Annotated in this window: 20 protein-coding genes; 15 read left to right on the top strand and 5 right to left on the bottom strand. The window is 53.4% G+C overall.

Annotated features, from left to right (window positions below; translation table 11 throughout):
- Position 1 precedes the first annotated feature (1 nt).
- The 7 genes from ispH (at position 2) to ACN0V1_RS16875 (ending at position 7,798) form a co-directional block, all read left to right on the top strand.
- A complete protein-coding gene (gene ispH / locus ACN0V1_RS16845; protein ID WP_417546106.1) occupies positions 2-970 on the top strand; it encodes a 4-hydroxy-3-methylbut-2-enyl diphosphate reductase in 969 nt (322 codons plus the stop codon).
- Positions 971-1,155: 185 nt separating this feature from the next.
- Positions 1,156-1,650 carry a GspH/FimT family pseudopilin gene (locus tag ACN0V1_RS16850; protein ID WP_417546107.1) on the top strand — a complete coding sequence of 165 codons (495 nt, stop codon included), beginning with the start codon at positions 1,156-1,158 and terminating at the stop codon, positions 1,648-1,650.
- Complete coding sequence (gene pilV, locus ACN0V1_RS16855; protein ID WP_417546108.1) at positions 1,641-2,087, top strand: type IV pilus modification protein PilV; 447 nt, start codon at positions 1,641-1,643, stop codon at positions 2,085-2,087. The genes ACN0V1_RS16850 and pilV overlap by 10 nt, the downstream gene beginning before the upstream one ends.
- Complete coding sequence (locus ACN0V1_RS16860) at positions 2,084-3,208, top strand: PilW family protein (protein ID WP_417546109.1); 1,125 nt, start codon at positions 2,084-2,086, stop codon at positions 3,206-3,208. The genes pilV and ACN0V1_RS16860 overlap by 4 nt, the downstream gene beginning before the upstream one ends.
- Positions 3,198-3,764: a pilus assembly PilX family protein gene (locus tag ACN0V1_RS16865; protein WP_417546110.1), complete on the top strand. Its 567-nt coding sequence runs from the start codon at positions 3,198-3,200 to the stop codon at positions 3,762-3,764. Before ACN0V1_RS16860 ends, ACN0V1_RS16865 begins: the two co-directional genes overlap by 11 nt.
- Positions 3,765-3,785: 21 nt before the next feature.
- Positions 3,786-7,295, top strand: coding sequence for a pilus assembly protein (locus ACN0V1_RS16870; RefSeq protein ID WP_417546111.1), 3,510 nt, complete (start codon positions 3,786-3,788; stop codon positions 7,293-7,295).
- 17 nt (positions 7,296-7,312) lie between these two features.
- Positions 7,313-7,798: a type IV pilin protein gene (locus ACN0V1_RS16875; RefSeq protein WP_417546112.1), complete on the top strand. Its 486-nt coding sequence runs from the start codon at positions 7,313-7,315 to the stop codon at positions 7,796-7,798.
- Positions 7,799-7,807: 9 nt separating this feature from the next.
- Here the strand turns inward: ACN0V1_RS16875 and ACN0V1_RS16880 are convergent, their stop codons facing one another.
- From ACN0V1_RS16880 to ACN0V1_RS16890, 3 genes are all read right to left on the bottom strand, one after another.
- Positions 7,808-8,371: a GspH/FimT family pseudopilin gene (locus tag ACN0V1_RS16880; RefSeq protein ID WP_417546113.1), complete on the bottom strand. Its 564-nt coding sequence runs from the start codon at positions 8,369-8,371 to the stop codon at positions 7,808-7,810.
- Positions 8,372-8,487: 116 nt separating this feature from the next.
- A complete protein-coding gene (locus tag ACN0V1_RS16885; RefSeq protein WP_417546114.1) occupies positions 8,488-9,867 on the bottom strand; it encodes a sigma-54-dependent transcriptional regulator in 1,380 nt (459 codons plus the stop codon).
- Between the two features lie 35 nt (positions 9,868-9,902).
- Complete coding sequence (locus ACN0V1_RS16890) at positions 9,903-11,543, bottom strand: sensor histidine kinase (RefSeq protein WP_417546115.1); 1,641 nt, start codon at positions 11,541-11,543, stop codon at positions 9,903-9,905.
- A gap of 94 nt (positions 11,544-11,637) precedes the next feature.
- On the opposite strand from ACN0V1_RS16890, the gene ACN0V1_RS16895 reads away from it, so the two are divergent.
- Positions 11,638-13,302, top strand: a complete 1,665-nt coding sequence (locus ACN0V1_RS16895; protein WP_417546116.1) for an NAD+ synthase — start codon at positions 11,638-11,640, stop codon at positions 13,300-13,302.
- An 11-nt stretch (positions 13,303-13,313) separates the two neighbouring features.
- On the opposite strand, the gene ACN0V1_RS16900 is transcribed toward ACN0V1_RS16895, so the two are convergent.
- Positions 13,314-14,147 (bottom strand): outer membrane protein assembly factor BamD, encoded by an 834-nt coding sequence (locus ACN0V1_RS16900; protein WP_417546117.1) that lies wholly within the window; start codon positions 14,145-14,147, stop codon positions 13,314-13,316.
- Positions 14,148-14,280: 133 nt separating this feature from the next.
- Here ACN0V1_RS16900 and rluD point away from each other — a divergent pair, with 133 nt between their 5' ends.
- From rluD to clpB, 3 genes are all read left to right on the top strand, one after another.
- A complete protein-coding gene (gene rluD, locus ACN0V1_RS16905) occupies positions 14,281-15,258 on the top strand; it encodes a 23S rRNA pseudouridine(1911/1915/1917) synthase RluD (protein WP_417546118.1) in 978 nt (325 codons plus the stop codon).
- On the top strand, positions 15,248-16,015 hold the full coding sequence (pgeF, locus tag ACN0V1_RS16910; protein ID WP_417546119.1) for a peptidoglycan editing factor PgeF: 768 nt from the start codon (positions 15,248-15,250) through the stop codon (positions 16,013-16,015). Before rluD ends, pgeF begins: the two co-directional genes overlap by 11 nt.
- 134 nt (positions 16,016-16,149) lie before the next feature.
- Positions 16,150-18,726 (top strand): ATP-dependent chaperone ClpB, encoded by a 2,577-nt coding sequence (gene clpB, locus ACN0V1_RS16915; protein ID WP_417546120.1) that lies wholly within the window; start codon positions 16,150-16,152, stop codon positions 18,724-18,726.
- A 55-nt stretch (positions 18,727-18,781) separates the two neighbouring features.
- On the opposite strand, the gene ACN0V1_RS16920 is transcribed toward clpB, so the two are convergent.
- Complete coding sequence (locus ACN0V1_RS16920; RefSeq protein WP_417546121.1) at positions 18,782-19,246, bottom strand: DUF4124 domain-containing protein; 465 nt, start codon at positions 19,244-19,246, stop codon at positions 18,782-18,784.
- Between the two features lie 516 nt (positions 19,247-19,762).
- On the opposite strand from ACN0V1_RS16920, the gene ACN0V1_RS16925 reads away from it, so the two are divergent.
- From ACN0V1_RS16925 to pssA, 4 genes are all read left to right on the top strand, one after another.
- Positions 19,763-21,481 carry an acetolactate synthase 3 large subunit gene (locus tag ACN0V1_RS16925; protein ID WP_417546122.1) on the top strand — a complete coding sequence of 573 codons (1,719 nt, stop codon included), beginning with the start codon at positions 19,763-19,765 and terminating at the stop codon, positions 21,479-21,481.
- Positions 21,482-21,483: 2 nt separating this feature from the next.
- The gene (gene ilvN / locus ACN0V1_RS16930; protein WP_144779976.1) at positions 21,484-21,975 is read left to right on the top strand and encodes an acetolactate synthase small subunit; all 492 of its coding nucleotides are present in this window, start codon (positions 21,484-21,486) and stop codon (positions 21,973-21,975) included.
- Positions 21,976-22,040: 65 nt separating this feature from the next.
- Positions 22,041-23,057: a ketol-acid reductoisomerase gene (gene ilvC / locus ACN0V1_RS16935; RefSeq protein ID WP_417546123.1), complete on the top strand. Its 1,017-nt coding sequence runs from the start codon at positions 22,041-22,043 to the stop codon at positions 23,055-23,057.
- An 88-nt stretch (positions 23,058-23,145) separates the two neighbouring features.
- Positions 23,146-23,997 (top strand): CDP-diacylglycerol--serine O-phosphatidyltransferase, encoded by an 852-nt coding sequence (gene pssA / locus ACN0V1_RS16940; RefSeq protein WP_339782480.1) that lies wholly within the window; start codon positions 23,146-23,148, stop codon positions 23,995-23,997.
- Positions 23,998-24,333: the final 336 nt, after the last annotated feature.

Genomic DNA, 24,333 nt, shown 5'->3' on the forward strand with positions numbered 1-24,333 from the left:
TATGCAAATAAGACTGGCAAACCCCCGTGGCTTTTGTGCTGGCGTGGATCGCGCCATCGAGATCGTAAATCGCGCCCTGGATGTATTCGGTGCGCCCATTTACGTGCGCCACGAGGTAGTGCACAACAAATTCGTGGTCGACAATCTCCGCAATCGCGGCGCCATTTTTGTAGACGAACTGGATGAAGTGCCAGACGACAAGTTGGTCATTTTCAGCGCCCATGGCGTATCCCAGGCCGTGCAGAACGAAGCCGCCCGTCGTGGCCTCAAAGTGTTCGACGCCACCTGCCCGCTGGTCACCAAAGTACACCTGGAAGTCATGCGCTACAGCCGCGACGGACGCGAGTGCGTGCTGATAGGGCACCACGGCCATCCGGAAGTGGAGGGCACCATGGGCCAGTACGATCACAGTACCGGGGGCGATATTTATCTGGTTGAGAACGAAGAAGACGTCTCACGCCTCGAAGTGAACGACCCGGCACACGTTTCCTACGTTACCCAAACCACTCTCTCCATGGACGACACCGCCCGCGTAATCGACGCCTTGCGGGAAAGGTTCCCCAAAATCGAAGGTCCTCGCAAAGACGACATCTGCTACGCCACCCAGAATCGACAGGATGCGGTAAAGCAACTGGCCGGCGACTGCGACCTGATGCTGGTGGTTGGCTCACCCAACAGCTCCAACTCCAATCGACTGCGCGAACTCGCCGAGCGTATGGGCACCCCCGCCTACCTGATTGACGAAGCCGCCCAGATTGATCCGCAATGGCTGGAGGGCAAAGAATCAATCGGCGTTACCGCTGGCGCTTCCGCCCCGGAAGTGTTGGTTAATGACGTGATTGCTCGCCTGCGGGATCTTGGCGGCAGCGTGCCGGAAGAGATTGCCGGGCGTGAGGAGAATATTGTGTTCTCTATGCCGAAGGAGCTTAGGATTGACGCGATTGACGTGACCCAAGTCCCGGTAAGTTAGTCACCGGTTTTGAAGGACGCTATTCAGGGCGCTCAGGGTGAGCGCCGACCACGATTTAGAGACTAAAGTCACAAAATCAACTCTTCGCTTCCGTTTGTCTTGCTCAGTTGACCGCTCGTCGGATATAGCTAGAGCCCCCTCCCCGGACCTTTTAAGTTAAGACCAGTGCAATTTGGAAAGTTCTTATGTTCACTCGAAAGCAAAGTCTTGGTTTTACGCTCATTGAACTCATGGTCACCCTTGCGTTGGTTGCTGTGATCGCAGCTTTTGCTATCCCATCCTTTACCACGATGATAGCCAATAGTCGTCTTGTGAGCACTTCTAACGACATCGTTGGAGCCTTGAGCTACGCGCGAAGTGAAGCGATTAAAACAGGGCGCAGAGTGTCTGTGAACCCCACAGACGGTGCCAACTGGGCTAACGGCATGAGCGTTTGGATTGACAACAATTCAAATGGTTCCATGCAAGATTCAGAAGAGCTCCGCAGGACAACCGGCGCGGCAGGAGCGGTCACCATAACGTCCTCTTCCAACTTCGCCTTCAGCGGAGGCGGGCTTTTGTCCAATAGCTCGGCGGAGGTAACTATCCAAGTCTGTGATAATCGCAGTGGAGAGTCAGGCAGTAAAATAATTGTAACTCTCGGTGGAGGCATTCGCTCAAAGGATCACACATGCGGATAACGAAAGCCTTTAGTCAGGGGGCGTATCGTGAACGGGGTTTCACGATGATTGAGGTTCTTGTTGCAATGGTGATCTTAGCCATTGGCTTGCTGGGAGTGGCCGGAATGCAGGCGTTGTCGCTGAAGCAGAGCGGTAATTCAGGTGTTCGCTCCCTTGTAACCATGCACGCGTACGATTTGTCAGAGAGGATGCGAGCGGAGTCAGATGACATAGCCGTCTTTGAGAAGGCGACATCCTCTGCCTGCACCGGATGTAACGCCAAGTTAAGCGCTTGGCAAACCCGTTTGCTTGAGGATGTTCCTACCGCCACCACTGCAGTGGATGTTACGACAAACACTAACCTTGCTTTTGCGGAGATCACGGTGACCTGGTCAGAGAGGGGTATAGGCAATGACGCGCTTGCCCAAAGTTACACGCTGTATGTGAGGCTTAGATGATGTCACCGATTAGTCGTCAAAAAGGGTTATCCATCGTTGAGCTCATGGTGGCCTTGACCTTGGGGCTGATATTAACAGCCGGCCTGGTGCAGATTTTCAGTGGCAACCAACGCACGTTTATTGTGGGTGAGGCAAGTAACCGGGTTCAGGAAACCGGCCGGATGACAACTGAATTTCTCAGTAGGGCGGTGCGTAATGCCGACTATTGGGGGTGTATTCCCCGGGACAATGTTGCCAATAAACTCGATAGCACGCACGAAGTCTATCAGGCTTCTGAGGATCTGTTCAGTTTCTCCGATGGCTTTATGGCCTATCAGAGTGACGGTACGACTCTTGGGCTAACGGGTACGGATGCACTGATACTGCGAGGGGTGGGCGGCGCCGGCGCTGTCCAGATTACGACCGTAATGCCTAACTCCTCGGCGAACCTCAAGGTCGACACCGTTGACGGTATCGATGACTCCGACATCCTGCTGATCAGCGATTGTATCGCCGGTGATATCTTTCAGGTAACCGGTACACAGACTGGCGCCAATCCGGGAATAAACCACAATGGGGGTAACTCCGTAGAGCCGGGTAATAGTAGTCCGAGCGACGGCGTGGACGTAACGGTTGATAACAACTGTCCCGGTGACCCTACAAAATGCCTCTCCAAGCAATATGATGAGTCGGCCCAGATATACACTCCTTACTACCACCAGTTCTTTCTGAATGCCGATGCGGATGGTCGCCGGGCTTTGTTCCGTCAAAACAAGGCGGAAGACGCTCAGGAAGTTATGGATGGAGTCTGGGATCTCCAAATGCGTGTAGGCATCGACTCAGGCTTATCCAATGGCGAAGTAACCCAATGGATAGATATCGATGGGCCAACCGCCCTTTCAACAGCCGCCGCAGCGAATGTGGTCGCGGTACAGCTATCCCTCCTCGGTCGGTCGCCGGAAAACAACATCGTCGATGCCCCCATGGAGCTGTGTTATCCCTCTTGGGCGGACTGTTCTGGTGGCCCGAATTACGACGTAGCGACCGAAGTGGCAGCCGATTCGAAACATCTTTATCGCGTATTCACAACCACGGCTACCATCCGGAACCGGATTTTAAAGGTTGAACAAAATGAAGGATAAACAAAGCAGCTCGCCAGAGCTTCAGCAGGGTGCCGTTCTGCTCACCAGTTTGCTGATTCTTTTGATTCTGAGCTTGCTGGCGGTTTCCAGTATGCAAAATAGCAGTATGCAGGAGCGGATGGTCTCTGCCCAACGCGAGGGCTATATGGCGATGGAGGGGGCCGAATTGGCCCTGCGCGAAGCCGAACAGGCCATTGAGGTCCTGGCAAGTCCTTCGGGCTTCGACACGCTGGATGGGTTTTATGAAAAAGGCTCAGCGCCACGCGGATCTGGAGTGTTCACTGCCGGTATATGGGCTGGCGGCAACTCGATCGCTGTAACTGTGCCTACAGTCAACGGAGAACCGCTTTTTCCTGAGGCACCGAGGTACTTGGTGGAGTTTGTTGGCGACGCTCAGCTAGAAGTTGGCAATGAATCTGCCAATGTAAACATGACGAATTACACTCACGAGACCGGAGCTACGGTTGCTAAGGCATTTCGGATCGTGGCGAGAGGTACCGGCGCGACCGGTGATGGCCAGCGAATTCTTGAAGAATATTACCGGCGCGAATTTTAAGTGCTGGCAGGAGGCGTTTAGATGAAGGATTTATACAGTCGAGTATTTCATGGCCTGGTTGGGATGTGTGTCTGCTTGCCAGCCGCAAGCTATGGGAGCGTGCCTTTCTCTGACACGCCGCTTTTCTTATCCGGGACGGTTAAGCCAAATGTCATCTATGCAGTTGATGACTCGGGTAGTATGGATTTCGAAACTGTAAGTAGTTATTCCTCAGGCGGAAATCGCTATTTGTTCAATAGTGGAGCTATTAGCAGCGATAATATTGGCGGGTGGCTCACGAACACCAGCGGTAAAGGGCAGGTCCCTTTTACCCGTCGATACTATTTTCTGCGATCATCTGACTACAATGCGGCGTATTACAATCCGGATTCGGTGTACAAACCCTGGCCGGACTCCACCAATCTGACGTTGACTAATGCCGATGAAACGAATGCGCCTTTTGAACCGACGTCCGCAAGCAGTCGAAAACTCGATTTAACGGAGGACACCACAGATACCAGTGGCAATACTTTTTATCCTGCCACCTACTATTTGAAGGTTGCCGACGGTACCCTCTCATTTATCCGCAATGGTGTCTCATACAGCTGTGGTGCGGGTAACGATTACAGTAATTGGATAAGCGATCCGGGAAGCTTCACTTTTGATAATGGTGTCGTAGGCTTTGGCCCGGATAACTCCTGCCTCAAAGAAGTCAAGATATCTGCCGGCACCGACGAAATGCAGAACTTCGCTAACTGGTTCAGCTATTATCGCCGGTTACACCATGCAACGCGAGGGGCAATTGGCGAATCGCTCGAAGGTCTCTCGGGAATTCGAGTTGGCACATTCTGGATCCACAATCGCCGTGAGATTCCCATGGAGGATCTTGATACCGAAAGAAAGGACTTCCTCGAAGACACATACAAACGTTTCGGATCTGGATACAGTGGAGGTGGTACACCTCTCAGGCGCACGCTTGTCCACGCTGGGAATCAGTTTGATACCAATTCAGACTTGATCCAGGCGGAATGCCAGAAAAACTTTACTCTGCTTTTCACCGACGGGTTTAACAACGCTAGCGTTTCGAGTATTGGAAATGCTGATGGCGACGATGGCTCCCCCTATGCGGATACCGTCTCCAATACCCTTGCGGATATTGCAATGAGTTACTACGAAAAGCAGCTTCGTAGTGGCGATTATTCTGCAGGTAAAGTTAGACTTCCTGAAGGTTGCTATAAGCAGGAAAATGACCCTGGGTACAGTAGCTTGACGCAGAAGCGAGTCGAGACAACGGATCCCTCTTACGATGCGTCCGTGGATTGTAACAGCAACCTGCACATGAACACCTACACGGTTGGGTTTGGTGCGACGGGCGAGGAATTTGTTGGCAACGGCTATTCCAGCGTTCAGGATGTATACGACACTCCGCCGGACTGGAGTCAACTTGAGGATGTTGATGACTGGGATGAAGATCAGGTAGACGACCTACTCCACGCAGCAGTCAATGGTCGTGGCGAATTCTACAATGCGAGCAGTGTGGACCAGTTGAGGTCAGCTATATCGACCGCAATTCGTGATATTGTCCGCTCAACCGGAAGTGCAACCAACGTGACCTTTAATACTGCCACTCTGGAGCAGGGCAGTGAAGTGTATACGGCGTCATTCAACAGCGGTGACTGGAGCGGATCCGTCGCAGCAAAATCGCTGAATCCGGTAACCGGTGCTATTGGCAGCACCTTGTGGGATGCAGCCGACGAGTTAAAGAATAAGCTGCCCGATGATCGGTTCATCGTGACGAGCAATGGTGGTGGCGTTCTCTTCGAATGGGATGAGTTATCTGCATGGCAGCAGGACGATCTTAACGGGCCTGACGACGACGCTCTCGGTCCCGACAGGCTAGCCTATATTCGTGGGGACCAGTCGAAGGAAGGGGGTACTTTCCGGAAGCGCTCGACGCCTCTGAGTGATGTTGTGAATTCATCACCTGTGTATGTAGGCGCACCTGCGAGTGGTTGGCCTGACCGCGACCCGTTTGGAGTAGCTTCCACCGGTCGCTACTCGACGTTTAAGCAAAATAAATCTGGCCGCACGCCCATTGTTTATGCGGGGGCAAACGACGGCATGCTTCATGGCTTCAGTGCGGAGACTGGAGAAGAGTTGATTGCTTATATCCCGAGTTTCGTATACTCGGATGCTGAAAAGTCGGGGCTCAGTTATCTCAGTGATCCCAGCTATAACCACCGTTTTTATGTCGATCTGTCTCCGGCTGTGTCGGATATTTATATCGATGATGCGGCAGGCAGTAACGCAGACTGGCGTACGGTAATGGTTGGCGGTTTACGCTCAGGTGGACGAGGTCTGTTTGCCCTAAATCTCACCGACCCATCCAGCTTTGATGGGACGTCTACTGCCGCTCAAGATCTTGTGATGTGGGAGTTCTCTCATCCAGAACTCGGTTACATTACCGAGCCTCCAATGATATCACTCGTGAAATGGGCGAATAACGATTATCGCTGGAGTGCTTTGGTACCTAACGGATATAACAGTGATAACGGAAAAACAGGTCTTTTTGTACTCGACATCCAGGGCGGCCAGAATGGCTGGGTTGAAGGTACAGATTACAAGTTCATTGAGCTTGAGGTATCTGGTGGAACCGGGCTTTCTCCACTTCGCGCGGTCGATTATAAGGACGAGTCCGGTGCTGCTGTCCGGGACGGTATTGTTGATCGGGTTTATGCAGGTGACCTGAATGGCAATATGTGGGCGGTGGACCTTTCAACTGGGACTGCCAACACATGGGGAAGTGTTTACCGTTCCGGTAACGGTGCGAACGCGACCAATCAGCCTCTGTTTGTCGCAGAAGACTCTTCCAGTAACACGCAACCGATTACCTCTGCGCCAGTTATGGGGAGAAATATCTACAATACACAAGGGGGGCAGCCAAATCTCTTTGTTTTCTTCGGTACCGGGCGATACTTGACCGATACTGATCCGGCTAGCACGGCAACTCAAAGTTTCTATGGGGTATGGGATGAGGGAGGGGCTGTTGCAAGGTCTCAGCTGGCGACTCGAACCATCACTGAATCTACAGCATCCGGCCAGGAAGTGAGAACGGTCAGCGGGGCGTCGGTTGACTGGACAGATACGTTATCAACAGCGAAAAAAGGCTGGGTTGTTGACTTTACTACTGAGGTGGGTGAAAGGGTGATCGAAAGCCCTCTAGTGAGAGGGGAGTACGTGCTTTTCAATACTGTTACACCAACTCAGAGCCTTTGCCAGAGTGGTGGAACTAGCTGGACGATGGCATTGCGATTCGACGGCACAACTCCGACCCAATCTGTATTTGATCTCAATAATGACGGTAGGGTTGACGCGAATGACGCAATTGTTGGTGGGGTAAGATACGGTGATGCGATGATTCTCAATTCGAACATCTTGGGAGATAACCTTTATCGGCAAGCGTCTGACGGTGAGATTGATCAGACTAAAGTGGATTTAGGTGGGGGCAAAACGCTTGGTCGTTCAGGTTGGCAGGAGGTTTACGAAGAATGAACAATAAAGATCTAGGTATGGCTGAACGAACATGTCGAACTCAAAGTGAGTGGGGATTTACATTGATTGAGCTGATGATCGTTGTCGCGATCATCGGCATCATCGCGGCCATCGCATATCCGAGCTATCTGGAGCAGGTAAAGAGTACGCGCCGTACAGATACTCAAGGGGCACTTGTCTCGTTTGCCAATGCGATGGAGCGCTTTTATACACAAAGCAACTCCTACATTGGCGCCGATGGCGGCACGTCTGTCATTAGTAATACTTTGACTGCGCCGGATGCTTCTGTATTCGCCAGTGTGTCGCCAACCGATGGTAATACCGTATACAACCTCCGAATCTACAACCTTACCGCAAACAGTTATGAGCTAAGGGCTGTCCCCATCGCGGGAGGACCCCAAGCCGGCGACGGGTTTATTCAGTTACGATCTAACGGCGTTCGGGGCTGGGATGCGGATAATTCCGGCGGGCTCTCCGGCGCAGAGCAAACCTGGTCTAGATAATCTATTTAGCTAGGTACATTGAACTGGGTTACCGTAGGCATCTTCGACTATGCCGTCGTTATCAGAATCCTTTGAAACAAAAGGGCGCCCTCCCATATTGATCCGGATTTGGGCAGCATAGCGGTTGTCGTGATCCTCGGGGCACCAGACGATGTTGCCGATGGCCTCCTCGGCAAGTCCCGAAGGGCGAAACCTAAAGTAATTTCTGATACCTGTTTTGCCAGCCATGTGACCGGCAACGTTGAGCTGGACGACTCGTAAAATCTGGCTCTCGTTTGTTATTGATTTCGTGCGATCGGGGTCGCGAAAAGCGACAAGAGGTCTATTCCAGTCTGATCCGCATTTTTTTATGGGGGTCAATGGACACAGAGTCACCGTTTTCTGTTCCTGAATAGCTGAATTCCGCGCGAAGTTTATTAGAGATACGAGTTCACTAAGAGCGGATTGTTGTCGAGCCCTTTTCAGGGTCGTGTCAAAGGTAGCCGAAGCGAAAGTGGCGATCACAGCCACAATAAATAGAACAATTATCAATTCCAAGAGCGAGAATCCTCTCGCTATACGAAGGTGTTTCATCCTTGAAGCTCCAATTCGGGTGAATTTGCGCTTCCTGCGCAAATACTAATCCTACGCGAACACAAATTATTTTGTAGTGGCGCAGCTTATATCGTTACCCATAATTTTGTTCGATGTCACTCCATTCCCAACTTCTTCAACCGATACCGCAACGCCCGAAAGCTGATCCCCAGCCTCTTGGCCGCTGCCGTTTTATTCCAGCGGGTCGCCTCCAGCGCTTTTTCAATAGCTTGGCGCTCGATGGATTCCAGGTAACCCTCCAGGTCAATATCACCCTCTGGCACCGGAGCCGGGCTTGCGTCTGCATTTGCGCCGACGTTGATATCGCTCGCCCCGGCACCAAGGCCATTGCCGAGATGCAGGTCAGAGGCGCTGATCTTTTCGGCGTCGCAGAGAGTAAAGGCGCGTTCAAGAATATTCTCCAGCTCACGCACGTTGCCCGGGAAGTCATGCTCTTTCAGCCGGTCTACTGCGTCTTGAGACAGTGTTGCCGCATCGCATTCGTATTCCCGGGCGATGCGTTCAAGTATGTGGTTCGCGAGAAGCGCGATATCGTCTGTTCGATCTCTTAGGGGAGGAACAGCCAGTTCGATCACGTTAATCCGGTAAAACAGATCCTGCCGGAAGCTTCCATCCTGAACCAGTTCTGCCAGGTTTTTGTGCGTGGCGCTCAGTAAACGTATATCGACAGGTATTTCTTTGGTATCACCTACCGGGCGCACGGCTTTTTCCTGAATGGCGCGCAACAATTTAACCTGCATGGCAAGGGGCAGGTCGGCTACCTCGTCCAGAAACAGTGTGCCGCCGTCGGCAGAACGGAAGAGGCCATCTTTGTTTTCAACGGCGCCTGTAAAGCTACCTTTTTTGTGCCCGAAAAACTCACTTTCCATCAGTTCTGAAGGAATTGCACCGCAGTTGACGGCGGTGAAGGGTGCAGCACTGCGCGGCCCCTGAAGGTGAATCATCCGCGCCACCAGCTCTTTACCACTGCCGGATTCACCGCTGATAAAAACCGGTGCCTGGCTTCTGGCGAGCTTGCGGGTCTGATTGCGTAGCTTTTTGATTTGCGCGGAGTTGCCAAGCAGAAGGCCAGGCTCATCGGTGGCGTCATCAATAGCAGGGCTTGGCTCCGATAGCCTCAGGGCACTATTCACCAGTTCCCGGAGCCTGGAGAGTTCAACCGGTTTGGAGACGAAATCAAACGCGCCGGCTTTCAGGGATTCAATCGCCGTATCCATGCTTCCGTATGCCGTGATAACGGCAACGGGCATGTCCGGCCGGTGCTGTTGAATCCACTGCACCAATTCGATGCCGTTACCATCTGGCAGGTTCATGTCTGTCAGGCATAGCTGTGGAGTGTGCTGCTCCAGCAGTTTGAATGCGCTGGTAAGGTCTGGAGCGGTGAGGGTTTTTATGCCCATCCGCGAAAGAGTAATTTCGAGAAGATCCCGAATGTCGGGTTCGTCGTCAACAATCAGCGCTGTGTGAGTGGTCATCTTGTTTTGTCGGTTCCATTTTTGTCGGTTCCACGTCAGATCATTCGCCCTGGGGGAGCAAAGGTAATGCGGAAACAGCAGCCGGGTTTGTCGTCTTCCACGAGGGACAAATGGGCCTGATTAGACTCGCACAGTTCTCTCGCCAGATAAAGCCCAAGGCCCGTGCCACCTTTGTCGGTGGTGTAAAATGGCTCGAAAACCAAATGATTTGAGCCCGGGGCTACACCCTGGCCAAAATCTCTTACATCTACGTAAGCTCGCTCGCCATCTGCCGTAGCGCCAGCGTTCAGTTCGATTCTGCGTACTCCGGTATGCTGGTGACTGTAGCGCAAGCCATTATCACACAGGTTCACCAGCACCTGTTCGATCTGGCTTTTATCAAATCGCGCTTCGGGCATGTTCGCGATGGTGTTTAATCTCACTTCAGTGGCGGGTATGGCGTTGTCCTGGGTTTGGAGGAAGTCAGTTCTGAATTCCTTCAGCCAGTTGCCTAAATCAACCAGATCGGCATGGGCTGATTTGCGCCGGGAAAGGCTGAGCACGTTCTCGATAATGCCATTTGCGCGTCGCGAATGGCGCCGGATAATTCCCAGCATTTGCTGGTCTCCGGTATCGAGATGAGGCGACTCTTCCATCAGTTGGGCTGCGTGGCTGATAGCCCCAAGCGGGTTGCGGATTTCATGGGCAATACCGGCAGTCAGCCGGCCGAGCGAGGCCAGTTTCATCTGCTGGGCCTGTTGCGTCATTTTGCTCATGTCTTCGATAAATACCAGAATCTGGTCTCCGCGCTCCTGGTCAAGCTGGGTGAAATTGGCTTGCAGGAGCGGAGAGGTGGGTGCCGATTGAAACGGTTTCGTGCGCTTTGCAGGGTTCTTGAGCCACGCTTCCAGGCCAGACTTGAGTGGCTGGGGTAGGGCTTTGGGTCGAGTTGGGGGCGTTCCCTTATCGGTTGGAATGCCAAACAGCAGTTCTTCGGCAGCCGCATTCGCAAGGCGTATTTGGCCATGTCGGTCAAGCACAAGAATACCGGTTCGCATGCGCTGAATGATCTGCTGGTTGATTTGTTCCAGTTCTACAATGCTTTGTGCACGACTGCTGGCCAGAGCTTCACTGCGCATCATTCGCCGAGAAATGTTTTGCAGGACAAACGCAGTAGCAAAATACAGGATGCCAAGTGAACCGGCACGCACAATATCGTCGGCGGGCCCGTCGAGTGTCAGCACCGCCCAGCCCGAAATGCTGAGTGAACAGATGGTCGCAAGAGCCGCATAGAAAGTTCCCATGCGGCTGGGGTTAAGAATATTGCCTGCGGCTACGGAAACAATGACGAGATTGGCAAGCCCGTTAGTGATGCCGGTGCTGGCAAATAGCAGCCCGTGCATGATCAGGATATCCAGCAGTATTGATAAGGTGATGTGCCGCTTTCCGGGCTCAAGGCCAGCCAGCATGATCAGTGCGATAAAACTGTTCAGCGCGAGATAGCCCACTACGCCAAACTGGTAATAATCCAATAACCGAAAGCGGACGTCGAAATTGACAGGGTCAACAAACAGCAGAGCCACCAGCACAAGGCTGATCACCACCCTGTAATGATTGTATATGCGAAACAACTTGGCTTGCTGAAAGCCGGCTGTTCGTTTGTTGGTAATGACTACCGACACTGTATCTGTCGTCATGGTTTTTCAAAAATCCGTTGCTGGGCGGAAGAAATCAGGGCCTATAGGGGGGTATAATAGCCTTTTCGTGGCAATGAGTTACAGGAGCCTGTCTATGTCCGTTTCCGGGAGCGCCCCGCTTTCCAATACGTCCCACCATAAGTTGCGGGTGGTAATGGCGCAGATGGATTTTCTGGTGGGGGATATTCCCGGTAACACCGGGCTGGTTATTGAGGCTGCGAAGCGTGCTCGTTCGAGGCACGGGGCAGATATTGTTGTTTTCCCGGAGCTTTGCATCACCGGATACCCGCCGGAAGACTTGTTGCTGCGCCCCAGTATGGATCTCAGAGTGAGTGAGGCGCTTGAGCGGCTGCAAAGTGCGGAGATTGGCGCCGCGATCGTTATCGGCGCGCCGCTTCGAAGTGCCGGCCGGCTTTACAACGCGGCTGTGGTGATCGAAAGCGGCACAATCACCGGTCGTTACTTCAAGCGGTTTCCACCCAATTACCAGGTTTTCGATGAAAAACGTTATTTTGCGGATGGCACGGGCCCGACGGTGCTTGAGATCTGCGGCGTGCCGGTGGGTCTGACGGTTTGCGAAGATATCTGGGCGGATGGCCCCGTTGAAGACTCCGTGGCTGCAGGGGCCCGGTTGATCATCAACCTGAATGCGTCGCCCTATGATATTGATAAACAGGCACGGAGAAAGGCGCTGCTCGAGCGCAAGTCACGTGAGAATCAGGTGAGTATTATCTATACCAATCTGGTGGGGGCCCAGGACGAACTGGTGTTCGACGGCGGCTCTATGGTTTACGACCATTCGGGCGCTCTTGCTGTGGAGGTGTCGCAGTTTACCGACGGACTGTTTCCTGTAGATTTTGTGTGTGATCGCCATTGCCAGCCAATCTCGCAATCATTGCCCCCGGAGCCGTCGCTAGAGGCGAATGTTTACAGCGCACTGGTTACCGGTGTTCGCGACTATGTGAACAAAAATGGTTTCAAATCGGTGGTGCTTGGTCTTTCCGGCGGTATAGATTCTGCCCTGGCTCTGGCTGTGGCAGCCGATGCACTGGGGCCGGAGCGTGTCCGTGCTGTGATGATGCCGTTCCGCTACACGTCGGATATGAGCCTTGAAGATGCAGAGGCTCAGGCGGTGGCCATGGGCGTTCAGTACGATGTGTACTCCATAGAACCCATGTACGAATCCTTTATGGCGACGCTGGCTACCCCTTTCGAGGGCACATCCCCGGATACAACCGAGGAAAATCTGCAGGCTCGTATCCGGGGTGTTGTGCTGATGTCACTGTCCAACAAGTTTCGCTCGCTGGTGCTCACAACTGGCAATAAGAGCGAGCTGGCCGTGGGGTATTCGACCCTTTATGGCGATATGGCTGGCGGTTTCGATGTGCTGAAGGATGTTCCCAAAACTCTTGTTTTCCGCCTCGCAAGGTGCCGTAATTCCGTGTCTCCGGTGATTCCTGAGCGCGTAATCACGCGGCCGCCTTCGGCGGAGCTGGCTCCGGATCAGAAAGATGAAGATAACCTTCCGGGCTATGACGTGCTGGATCAGATTCTGAATCTGTATGTAGAGCGGGATTTCAGCTCAGATGCGATTGTTGCAGAAGGCTTTAACGAGGCAGACGTTCGTCGTGTTATTCGCTTGGTGGATATCAACGAATACAAGCGCCGGCAGTCGCCGATCGGGATTCGGATCACCGAGCGCGGTTTTGGTAAGGATCGCCGCTATCCCATTACCAGTGGCTGGAAAAGCGGCAATTGACAGGGCAGAAGTTATTCGTCGTCCATAAGCCCAAAGGTAACGACGCTGGAGAGTGAGCGATTCTCACGCTTCAGCAGGCCTGCCTGAAACTCACCCTCGCTGTTGAATGCATCGCTTTTCGGGAAGTTCTGGCGAAGTAGCGCGATCGCATCCTGAGAGCCTTTTTTGAATTTCAGGAAATCGAACGTCTCTGCCAGGATGATGATCGCTTCTTCAACGGCCGGTGATGTTGGGAAGTTCTCTACGATGTAACGCGCCCTGTTATTGGCGGCCACGAAGGCTTCGCGTTTGATGTAATAGCGAGCGGCGTGAAGTTCCAGCTCTGCCATTCGGTTGCGCACTGCAATCATGCGCTGACGAGCGTCAGCAGCGTATTCGCTCTGTGGATAGCGGTTCAATAGTTCGCTGAAATCACGGAATGCCTGCTGCTGTTCTCCGGCGTCCCGGGCGGCAACATCGATCGGGAAATAGCGTGCAGCCAAGCCGATATCAAGGTTGTAGGAGGCGAGTCCGCGCATATACAGTGCGTAATCCGCATGATCGCTCTGTGGGTTCAGGCGCAGGAAGCGGTCTGCTGCAGCCCGGGAGCCCTCAAGATCGAGATTCTGGTAGCGGGCATAAATGAGATCAAGCTGCGCCTGTTCAGCGTATCGACCAAACGGGTAGTAGGTCTCCAGCGAATCCAGATTCTGCTCGGCTTCGTTGAAGTTGCCGGCATTCATTGCCTGCCGGGCGTTGTCGTAATAGGTCTTTTCCGGTAGCACTTCCTCCTGCTTGTTGGACGCACAGGCACTGATCAGCACAATCAGTGTGGAAAGTAGCAGTAAACGAAAACCTGATCTCATGCCGGAATCCCGTATAATGTCGATAAATTCGGTTGCGGTATTGTAGCGGGGAACTCGCCTTATGTGCAGAGTGCATTCCGCCAGTTTCAAATATTCTGACCGAAACGTAACACACACAGGCCCTGGGGGCTTAATGTCATCTGAAAACCGAATAACTGCCAGTTTTGCTATACCGCCTGCGTTGAGTGACCGGCGTCTTGATCAGGCTGCCGCAGAACTCATGCCAGAGCATTCGCGTTCGCGCCTGCAGTCCTGGATTCGCAGCGGCGCTTTAACGGTGAACGGAGAAGCTCGTAGGCCGAAAGACAAAGTAATGCTGAGCGACCGCCTTGAGCTTGATGCCGAGCCCGAAGCTCAGGTGACCTGGCAGGCCGAAGCGATCAGCCTGGATATTGTTTATGAAGATGAGCATCTGCTTGTCATCAACAAGCCCGCTGGCCTGGTGGTTCATCCAGCGGCAGGTCACGCCGACGGCACTTTGGTGAACGCGTTGCTTAACTATGCCCCGGAGGTTGAGAACCTGCCCCGTGCCGGTATTGTCCACCGTCTTGATAAAGACACCTCGGGTATCATGGTGGTCGCTCGCAGTCTGATTGCACACACCTCTCTGGTTGGCCAGTTACAGACCCGAACCATGGGGCGCGAGTACGAGGCCGTTGTGGTGGGTACTCTGACGGGTGGTGCTACGGTGGATGCGCCCATCGGCCGTCACCCCCATGAGCGCAAGAAAATGGGTGTGGTGAAAAACGGTAAGCCCGCAGTAACCCATTATCGCCTGATTGAGCGCTTTGCTGCCCACACCCATGTACGCTGCAAACTGGAAAGCGGTCGTACACACCAGATTCGGGTGCACATGGCCCATGTAAAGCATCCTCTGGTTGGTGACCCGCTCTATGGTGGCCGGTTGCGCTTACCAAAAGGTACAACGGAGGAGTTGCGCGAAGTACTCTCGGCATTTCATCGGCAGGCACTGCATGCACGTCAGCTCACGTTGGAACATCCGGAAACCGGAGAAATTCTGAGTTGGGATGTGCCGCTACCGGAGGATTTCATGGGCTTGCTCGCGGCTTTACGTAAGCATATTCAGGAACTTGAGAGCAATGAGTTCTGAAGCTGCTCCTTTACTAACGCTTATCCACCCGGATTGGCCAGCGCCTGCGAACATCCGCGCGGTGTGCACAATCCGCGCAGGTGGTGTCAGTCAGTCCCCATGGGCCAGCCTGAATCTGGGTGGTCATGTGGGTGATGAACCCGCGCACGTGATGCAAAATCGCAAAAGACTTGCAGTTGCCTGTGGTCTTTTGCCAGGCGCATTTGGTTGGCTGAACCAGATTCATGGCACCGAAGTTGCCGATTTGTCTGCCGGGGACATCACTGGTACTCCTGAAGCCGACGCCAGTTTTACCCGGGCAACCGGAAGAGCTTGTGTCATTCTCACTGCAGACTGTTTACCTGTCATTCTCTGTGACCGAAATGGAACCACGGTAGCCTCTGCTCACGCCGGCTGGCGCAGCCTCTGTGGTGGGGTGCTGGAAAACCTGGTGGTCAGTATGGGGTTGCCGGGCAATACGCTGATGGCCTGGCTCGGGCCAGCCATAGGGCCAAAAGCGTTTGAGGTTGGGCCAGACGTCAGGGCGGCTTTTATAGCGCAAGATCCACAGACAGAGGCTGCTTTCAGCCCGTTGGGCGCCCGCGAGGGCCATTATATGGCTGACATATATAGCCTTGCCCGACTGCGGCTCGAGGCGCTGGGGGTTGAACATATTTCTGGTGGTGACTTTTGTACGGTTGCAGATAGTCAGCGTTTCTACTCTTATCGCCGCGATGGCCAGACTGGTCGCATGGCAACGGTTATCTGGAAAACCTGAGGTGCGTCAATTTTCTGACAGATGCCCCTGCGTTGACCTTGAACTTCCCTCGATTGCCCCTACATTAGTTCCCAAAGCAAACCGAATGCGCAATAACTGATCGCATTTGCCGAACGAATCGGGGAAACGAATCCATGAGAATCGACAAGCTCACCAGTCTTTTGCAAACCGCACTGGCCGACGCCCAGTCATTGGCCGTTGGCAAGGACCATAACTTTATTGAGCCTTTGCACCTTATGCAGGCAATGCTTGACCAGCAGGGCAGCTCTATCAAACCGCTCCTTAAACAGTCAGGGGCAGAGCCCGGTCGGGTGCGCCAGGCTGTGGCACAGGAAATCGAGAACCTGCCGGAAGTAAGCGGCAGCGCAGGCGATGTTGCCATGTCCAACGATATGGGCCGCCTGTTCAATATTGCCGACAAATTGGCACAGAAGCGCAAAGACCAATTTATCTCCAGCGAACTTATGCTGCTGGCTGCCTTGGAAGATCGTGGCACGCTTGGTCGTGTTCTACGTGAGCAGGGTGTGGATAAAGGGGCGCTGGAAAAAGCCATTAGTGCCGTGCGTGGCGGTGAGACTGTAGATGATGCCGGTGCCGAGGAAAACCGCCGGGCGCTGTCCAAGTACACCATCGATCTGACCGAGCGGGCGGAAGCCGGCAAGCTCGATCCGGTGATCGGGCGTGATGACGAGATTCGTCGCACGATTCAGGTGTTGCAGCGCCGACGTAAAAACAACCCGGTACTGATCGGTGAGCCCGGCGTCGGTAAAACCGCCATTGCGGAAGGCTTGGCCCAGCGAATTGTAAACGGCGAAGTGCCTGAGGGGCTTAAGAATAAACGGGTTTTGTCTCTGGATATGGGCTCGCTTATTGCCGGTGCCAAGTTCCGGGGTGAGTTTGAGGAGCGCCTGAAAGCGGTACTGAACGAGCTCGCCAAACAGGAAGGCCAGATCATCCTGTTCATCGATGAAATTCACACAGTTGTGGGCGCGGGTAAAGCTGAGGGCTCCATGGATGCGGGCAATATGCTCAAGCCGGCACTGGCCCGTGGTGAGCTGCATTGCGTAGGCGCCACCACACTGAATGAATACCGAGAGAACATTGAGAAGGACGCTGCTCTGGAGCGCCGCTTCCAGAAAGTACTGGTGAATGAGCCGAATGAAGAGGACACCATCGCGATCCTCCGCGGCCTTAAAGAGCGTTACGAAGTACACCACGGTGTAGAGGTGACCGACGGAGCGATTATTGCGGCTGCCAAGTTGTCCCAAAGGTACATTACTGATCGTCAGTTGCCCGATAAAGCCATTGATCTGATCGATGAAGCTGCCAGCCAGATTCGCATGGAGATGGACTCCAAGCCAGAGCCTCTGGATCGGCTGGAACGTCGCCTGATCCAGCTCAAAATTGAGCGGGAAGCACTGAAAAAAGAGACTGATGCGGCTTCGAAAAAGCGGCTTGAGGAGCTTTCAGGTGTTATTCAGGGTGTGGAGCGGGAATACGCTGATCTTGAAGAAGTCTGGAATACCGAGAAGGCCGCTTTGCACGGTTCCCAGAAGATAAAGAGCCAGCTTGAGCAGGCCCGCATCGATCTGGAAACCGCCCGCCGTGCAGGCGATTTGGGCAAGATGTCCGAGTTACAGTATGGCCGCATTCCGGAGCTGGAGCGTCAGCTCGATATGGCGAGCCAGGCGGAAATGATGGAAATGAAGCTCCTGCGTAATCGCGTTACCGACGAGGAAATCGCGGAGGTTGTTTCCAAGTGGACGGGCATTCCGGTATCCAAAATGCTCGAAGGCGAACGCGGCAAACTGATGCGCATGGAAGATGAGCTGCATACCCGGGTTATTGGTCAGGACGAAGCTGTAGAGGCTGTGGCGAATGCCGTTCGCCGCTCACGGTCGGGCCTGGCAGATCCTCACAGGCCTAACGGCTCGTTCCTGTTTCTTGGGCCAACTGGTGTGGGTAAAACCGAGCTGTGTAAAGCGCTGGCTTCGTTCCTTTTCGACACCGATGACGCCATGGTGCGTATCGATATGTCGGAGTTTATGGAGAAGCACTCTGTTGCCCGCCTGATTGGTGCGCCGCCGGGTTACGTCGGTTATGAAGAGGGTGGATACCTCACTGAAGCTGTTCGTCGTCGCCCATACTCCGTGCTGTTGCTCGACGAAGTTGAAAAGGCGCACCCGGATGTATTCAACATACTGCTCCAGGTGCTTGATGATGGTCGCCTCACGGACGGCCAGGGGCGTACAGTGGATTTCCGTAATACGGTCATCGTTATGACGTCAAACCTGGGTTCTGACATTATTCAGCAGAAGGCTGGCGAAGAGAATTACGAAGCCATGAAGAGCGCTGTCATGGAGGTGGTGGGAACACACTTCCGCCCTGAATTTATTAACCGTGTGGACGAAGTGGTTGTATTCCACCCATTGGCGGGAGCCCAAATTCATGGCATCGCCAAAATCCAGATAGAGATTCTCGGCAGGCGCTTGCAAGAACAGGATATGAAGCTGGAGCTGGACGAGGCTGCCATGGACTTGCTCGCAGAAGTCGGGTACGACCCGGTGTACGGTGCGCGGCCACTCAAGCGGGCTATTCAGCGGATGATTGAAAACCCACTGGCGCAAAGGCTGTTGCAGGGTGACTTTGTCGCTGGCGACATAATTCTCGCCACTGTGGATGGAGGCAAGCTGGAGTTCAAAAAGGCTTGATCGGAGTTGATAGTAAAAAAGGTGAGGGCTTCGGCTCTCACCTTTTTTTTAGCTGTTACGACTGATCTTCTGGCTCGCAGTTTTCAGTCGCAATTTCTTCCAGCTTTTCCCGTTGCTCGGCGACCTCTTCCGGGCTCAGATAGCGCAGTTCGCCGTTTTCTTCTATGCGAATACGCGCGTTGCTATCGATGACTTTCAGGTTTGAGCGTGCGCTTTCACAGTTGGCCACGCGCTGCTTTCGGCGGGCTGCCTCGACGGCGGTCTCCTTTTCACGGTCAGCTTCTTTCTGTTGTTGCTCCTGAAATTCGCCCAGGCGTTTTTGCGGACTGGGTCGGTTGGCGGCTGCGGAAGAAGACGTGCCCGAGCGAACGTTGACGGTTTCAGAGTTGGCACCCACAGGCTGACGGTCACCGAAATGGGTTATGCCGTTTTCGTCCGTCCATTTATACACCGAGGCGCTCATTGCCATGCCGGGTGCTACGGCTATCAATAATGTCAGCATCAGGATTTTTCTGTTCATGGCTCTACTCGCGGTGTGTTCGCTGTTCCCGGGCTAATCAGTAACCTGAAAAACCGGGCCCGTTACATTGATTTATATTGGTCTATCATGCCATTAGTGCGAAGCATTTTCTTCCGCCTGGTTCAAATCTCTGTATCTGAGTTGTGGATAATTATGGCAGACCTTTAGTCAGTAAGGGCGCAGAAAGCAACGGTTGCTATTGACAGGGAGTTTCGCGCTGTCAGAATTACCGATTGCCTGAAGACTGGGGCTACTACGGCAGGCAACCCGTGCGAGTATTCCCCTTTATTTACCACACTGAGCGTGCCGCGCATCTGCCGCGGAATGGTTGTTGCTTACGTGCAACCCGTTGATTGGCCGTTCTCCGCAACCCTCAGGAGGGCGGCTGGCCAAGAGACAACCTCTTAACAAGGTGTGGAGCAGCCGGTTCCGCTTTCAAAAGAAGCAGGGAAACCGTGAACCCAGGCAACCGGGCGTGTGCCCGGCTCATTCACTCGTAGAAGAGGGTAGAACATCGTGGAGTTATTGTCTGGCGCCGATATGCTGATCCGCTCCCTGCAGGATCAGGGGATCGAATACATATATGGCTATCCGGGTGGCGCAGCCCTTCATATTTATGATGCGCTGTTCAGGCAGGACAAGGTCAAGCATATTCTGGTGAGACACGAACAGGCTGCAGTGCATATGGCTGATGGCTATGCACGTGCGACTGGTTTGCCGGGAACCGTGCTTGTGACCTCTGGCCCTGGAGCCACCAACACCATTACCGGTATTGCTACCGCGTTCATGGACTCCATTCCCATGGTGGTTCTGTGCGGACAGGTCGCGTCTACCCTGATTGGCGAAGATGCCTTCCAGGAAACCGACATGATGGGGGTTTCCCGGCCTGTCGTTAAACACAACCTCAGTGTACGTCACCCTTCGGAGATTCCGGAAATTATCCGCAAGGCGTATTACATCGCCTCAACCGGTCGTCCCGGGCCTGTCGTTGTGGATATTCCCAAGGATATGACCGCACCGAACGAACGTTTTGAATATGCTTACCCGAAAAAGGTCAAGCTGCGTTCCTACAACCCGGCCATACGTGGCCACGCTGGTCAAATCAAAAAAGCGGTAGATATGATGCTGGCGGCGCGCCGTCCCATTATATATGCGGGTGGTGGCGTCATTCTGGGTAAGGCTTCCGGGCAGCTGACCGAGCTGGTGCGTAAACTGGGGTATCCGATTACCAATACCCTGATGGGTATCGGCTGTTATCCGGCCAGCGACAAGCAGCACCTTGGCTGGCTTGGCATGCACGGAACCTACGAAGCCAACATGGCAATGCACCATTCGGATCTTATTCTGGCGGTCGGTGCGCGCTTTGATGACCGCGTAACCAATGCAACGGAAAAGTTCTGCCCCGGGGCCCGTATCATTCATATTGATATTGACCCTGCGTCCATTTCCAAAACCATCGACGCCGACGTGCCAATCGTCGGGCCGGTTGATGCGGTTCTCAAGGAAATGCTTGCCCTGGTAAAAGAGAGCAAGGAAAAGCCGGATGCAGACGCTCTTGCATCCTGGTGGAAACAAATCGACGAATGGCGCGCGTTCCATGGTATGCGTTACGAAACCAGTCCGGATGTGATCAAGCCTCAGGAAGTTGTGGAGATGCTTTGGCGCCTGACGAACGGAGATGCGTTTGTTACCTCGGATGTTGGGCAGCATCAGATGTTCGCAGCCCAGTATTACAAGTTTGACAAGCCTAACCGATGGATCAACTCTGGTGGCCTCGGCACTATGGGCTTCGGCTTGCCGGCGGCTATGGGTATCAAGCTGACTCACCCGGATGATGAAGTGCTTTGCATTACCGGTGAAGGCAGCATTCAGATGAATATTCAGGAGCTTTCTACCTGCAATCAGTACAAGCTGCCGGTAAAAATCATCAATCTTAACAATCAGTCGCTGGGCATGGTAAGGCAGTGGCAGGACATGAACTATGAGTCCCGTCACTCCCAGTCGTATATGGAATCGCTGCCAGACTTCATCAAGCTTGCGGAAGCCTATGGCCATGTTGGTGTCCGTATTGACAAGAAAGAAGATCTGGAACCGAAGCTGAAGGAAGCGCTGGCTATGAAAGACAAACTTGTCTTTGTAGATATCCAGGTTGACCGCTTTGAGCACGTGTACCCGATGCAAGTGGCACGTGGCTGCATGAAAGATATGTGGCTCAGCAAGACGGAGAGGGTGTGATCATGCGTCGAATCATTTCTGTGTTGCTTGAAAACGAACCGGGGGCACTATCCCGCGTAGTCGGGCTGTTTTCGCAGCGGAACTACAACATTGAGACCTTGACGGTTGCGCCTACCGAGGATGAGACTCTATCTCGTCTTACAGTGACAACGACTGGCTCAGACCGGGTTATTGAGCAGATTACCAAGCAGCTTAACAAGCTCGTTGAGGTGGTTAAACTGGTGGATCTGACTGAGGGGCCTCACATCGAGCGGGAGCTGATGCTGATCAAGCTAAAAGCAACAGGTTCTCAACGTGCCGAAATAAAGCGCACTGTGGATATTTTCCGGGGCCAGATCGTTGATGTCACCAGCTCGGTTTACACTGTTCAGTTGGCGGGCGCTAGCGACAAGCTGGACGGCTTTGTTCAGGCGATCGGCACTTCGGGCGTGCTCGAAGTAGTGCGCTCGGGGGTTTCCGGGATCGCTCGGGGCGAAAAGGTTTTGAGCCTTTAAACGATTTCACATATTACGAACGCTTTGGCCTCCTGAAAGGCCATCACAAATCATAGGGGTTAGTCATGCAGGTTTATTACGATAAGGATTGCGATCTTTCCATCATTCAGGGCAAGAAAGTTGCCATCATCGGTTTTGGCTCACAGGGGCACGCTCACGCGTGTAACCTGAAAGAGTCCGGTGTTGATGTGACCGTAGGTCTGCGCCCAGGGTCTTCTTCTATCGCCAAGGCAGAAGCCTATGGCCTGAAAACCAGCGACGTGCCATCTGCGGTTGCGGCAGCTGATGTGGTTATGGTTCTGACTCCGGATGAGTTCCAGTCCCAGCTATACAAGGCTGAGATTGAGCCAAACCTGAAGCAAGGCGCCACTCTGGCTTTTGCTCACGGCTTCGCAATTCACTACAACCAGATTGTTCCGCGCAAAGATCTGGACGTTATCATGATTGCTCCCAAGGCTCCGGGCCACACCGTTCGCACCGAGTTTGCGAATGGCGGCGGTATCCCCGATCTGATTGCCATCTTCCAGGATGCCTCTGGCAACGCCAAGGACCTGTCTCTGTCATACGCCAGCGGCATCGGTGGTGGGCGCACTGGCATCATCGAGACTACCTTCAAGGATGAAACCGAAACCGACCTGTTCGGTGAGCAAGCGGTTCTGTGCGGTGGCGCTGTTGAGCTGGTAAAAGCGGGTTTTGAGACCCTGACCGAGGCAGGCTATGCTCCGGAAATGGCGTACTTTGAGTGCCTGCATGAGCTCAAGCTTATTGTAGACCTGATGTACGAAGGCGGTATTGCCAACATGAACTACTCCATCTCCAATAACGCAGAGTATGGTGAGTATGTGACAGGCCCCGAGATTATCAACGAACAGTCTCGCGAAGCCATGCGCAACGCGCTCAAGCGTATCCAGAGTGGTGAATACGCGAAGATGTTCATCTCTGAGGGTGCTCTTAACTATCCATCAATGACTGCGCGCCGTCGTCAGAACGCCGCTCACGAGATTGAAGTGACAGGTGAGAAATTGCGCGGAATGATGCCGTGGATTTCTGCCAACAAGATCGTGGATAAGGATAAAAACTAAGCGGAGTTTCGCTTGGTTAATGAAACGCGGCCCGGGTGGTCGCGTTTTTCGTATATACTTCGCCAAAATACTTTCCGGAGTAATGGGAATGACTGACGAAAAAAAAGATGCTCAATTAAGTTCCGGGGCCAGCGAGCCTGAGAATCCTTCCAGTGCTGCGACAGAGTGTGAAATAGAGCCGGGCGAGGTGATAGAAGAAGAGCTGGTCGAAGGTGCACCGGTGCGCAGGAAGGGCATATACCTTTTGCCTAATGCGCTGACAACTGCCTCATTGTTCTCTGGCTTCTATGCCATTGTGTCGGCGGCGGGTGGTGTTTTTGATAACGCTGCTATTGCGATTTTTGTGTCAATGATTCTGGACGGTCTTGATGGGCGCGTTGCTCGCATGACCAATACCCAAAGCAAGTTCGGTGAAGAATACGACAGTCTCGCAGACATGGTTGCGTTTGGTGTTGCGCCCGGGTTTGTCGCGTTCTTCTGGTCCCTGAACGGCCTCGATAAAATTGGTTGGGCGATTACATTTATATACGTGGCAGGTGCCGCGCTTCGCCTGGCGCGATTCAACACGCAAATTGGCTCTGTGGATAAGAAATTTTTCGTTGGCCTTCCAAGCCCTGCAGCTGCGGCATGCGTTGCTGGCCTTGTTTGGTGCTTTCAGTCGTTTGAGTCGTCAGCCTGGTTAACCTTCCTGACCATGGTGGTTGTAGGTGGTGCAGGCGTGCTGATGGTCAGCAACGTGCTGTACCGCAGTTTCAAGGATCTTGATCTGCGAGGGCGTGTGCCTTTCGCTGCGATTCTGCTAGTGGTACTGATTTTCGTAGTAATTGCGCTGGATCCGGCGACAGTGCTATTCACCGGGTTCCTGATCTACGCTTTGTCTGGGCCGGCTCGCGCATTGTTTCGCGGAAAACTGCGTCGGTCTGCGAGTGCAGATAAGTAAAGCACTGAGCGTCCTGCAAAAGTAGTACGGTTTTTGATCGGTTTCCACCTTGTTTTGCTGTATTCATAGGTGGAAACCGAAGTTCTGCAGAATTAATTGAAGATGGCCGTTGACAGATCTGCGGGTGTCTGTAGAATGCGCATCTCCTTCGAGGGACACACCGCTGAGGCGGGGTGTATTGAGAAGGGCAACTGTTTGAAAGTATTAAAGAAAACGAGTTTGAAGTTTCTTTAATTAAACGGTTGACAAGGCGGCGAGACGATGTAGAATACGCCACCTTGATTGAGCAACGGCTCAACCGCTCTTTAACAAATTGACCAAGTAATTCGTGTGGGC

The organism is Marinobacter sp. (assembly GCF_048266785.1).
Classification (GTDB): domain Bacteria; phylum Pseudomonadota; class Gammaproteobacteria; order Pseudomonadales; family Oleiphilaceae; genus Marinobacter.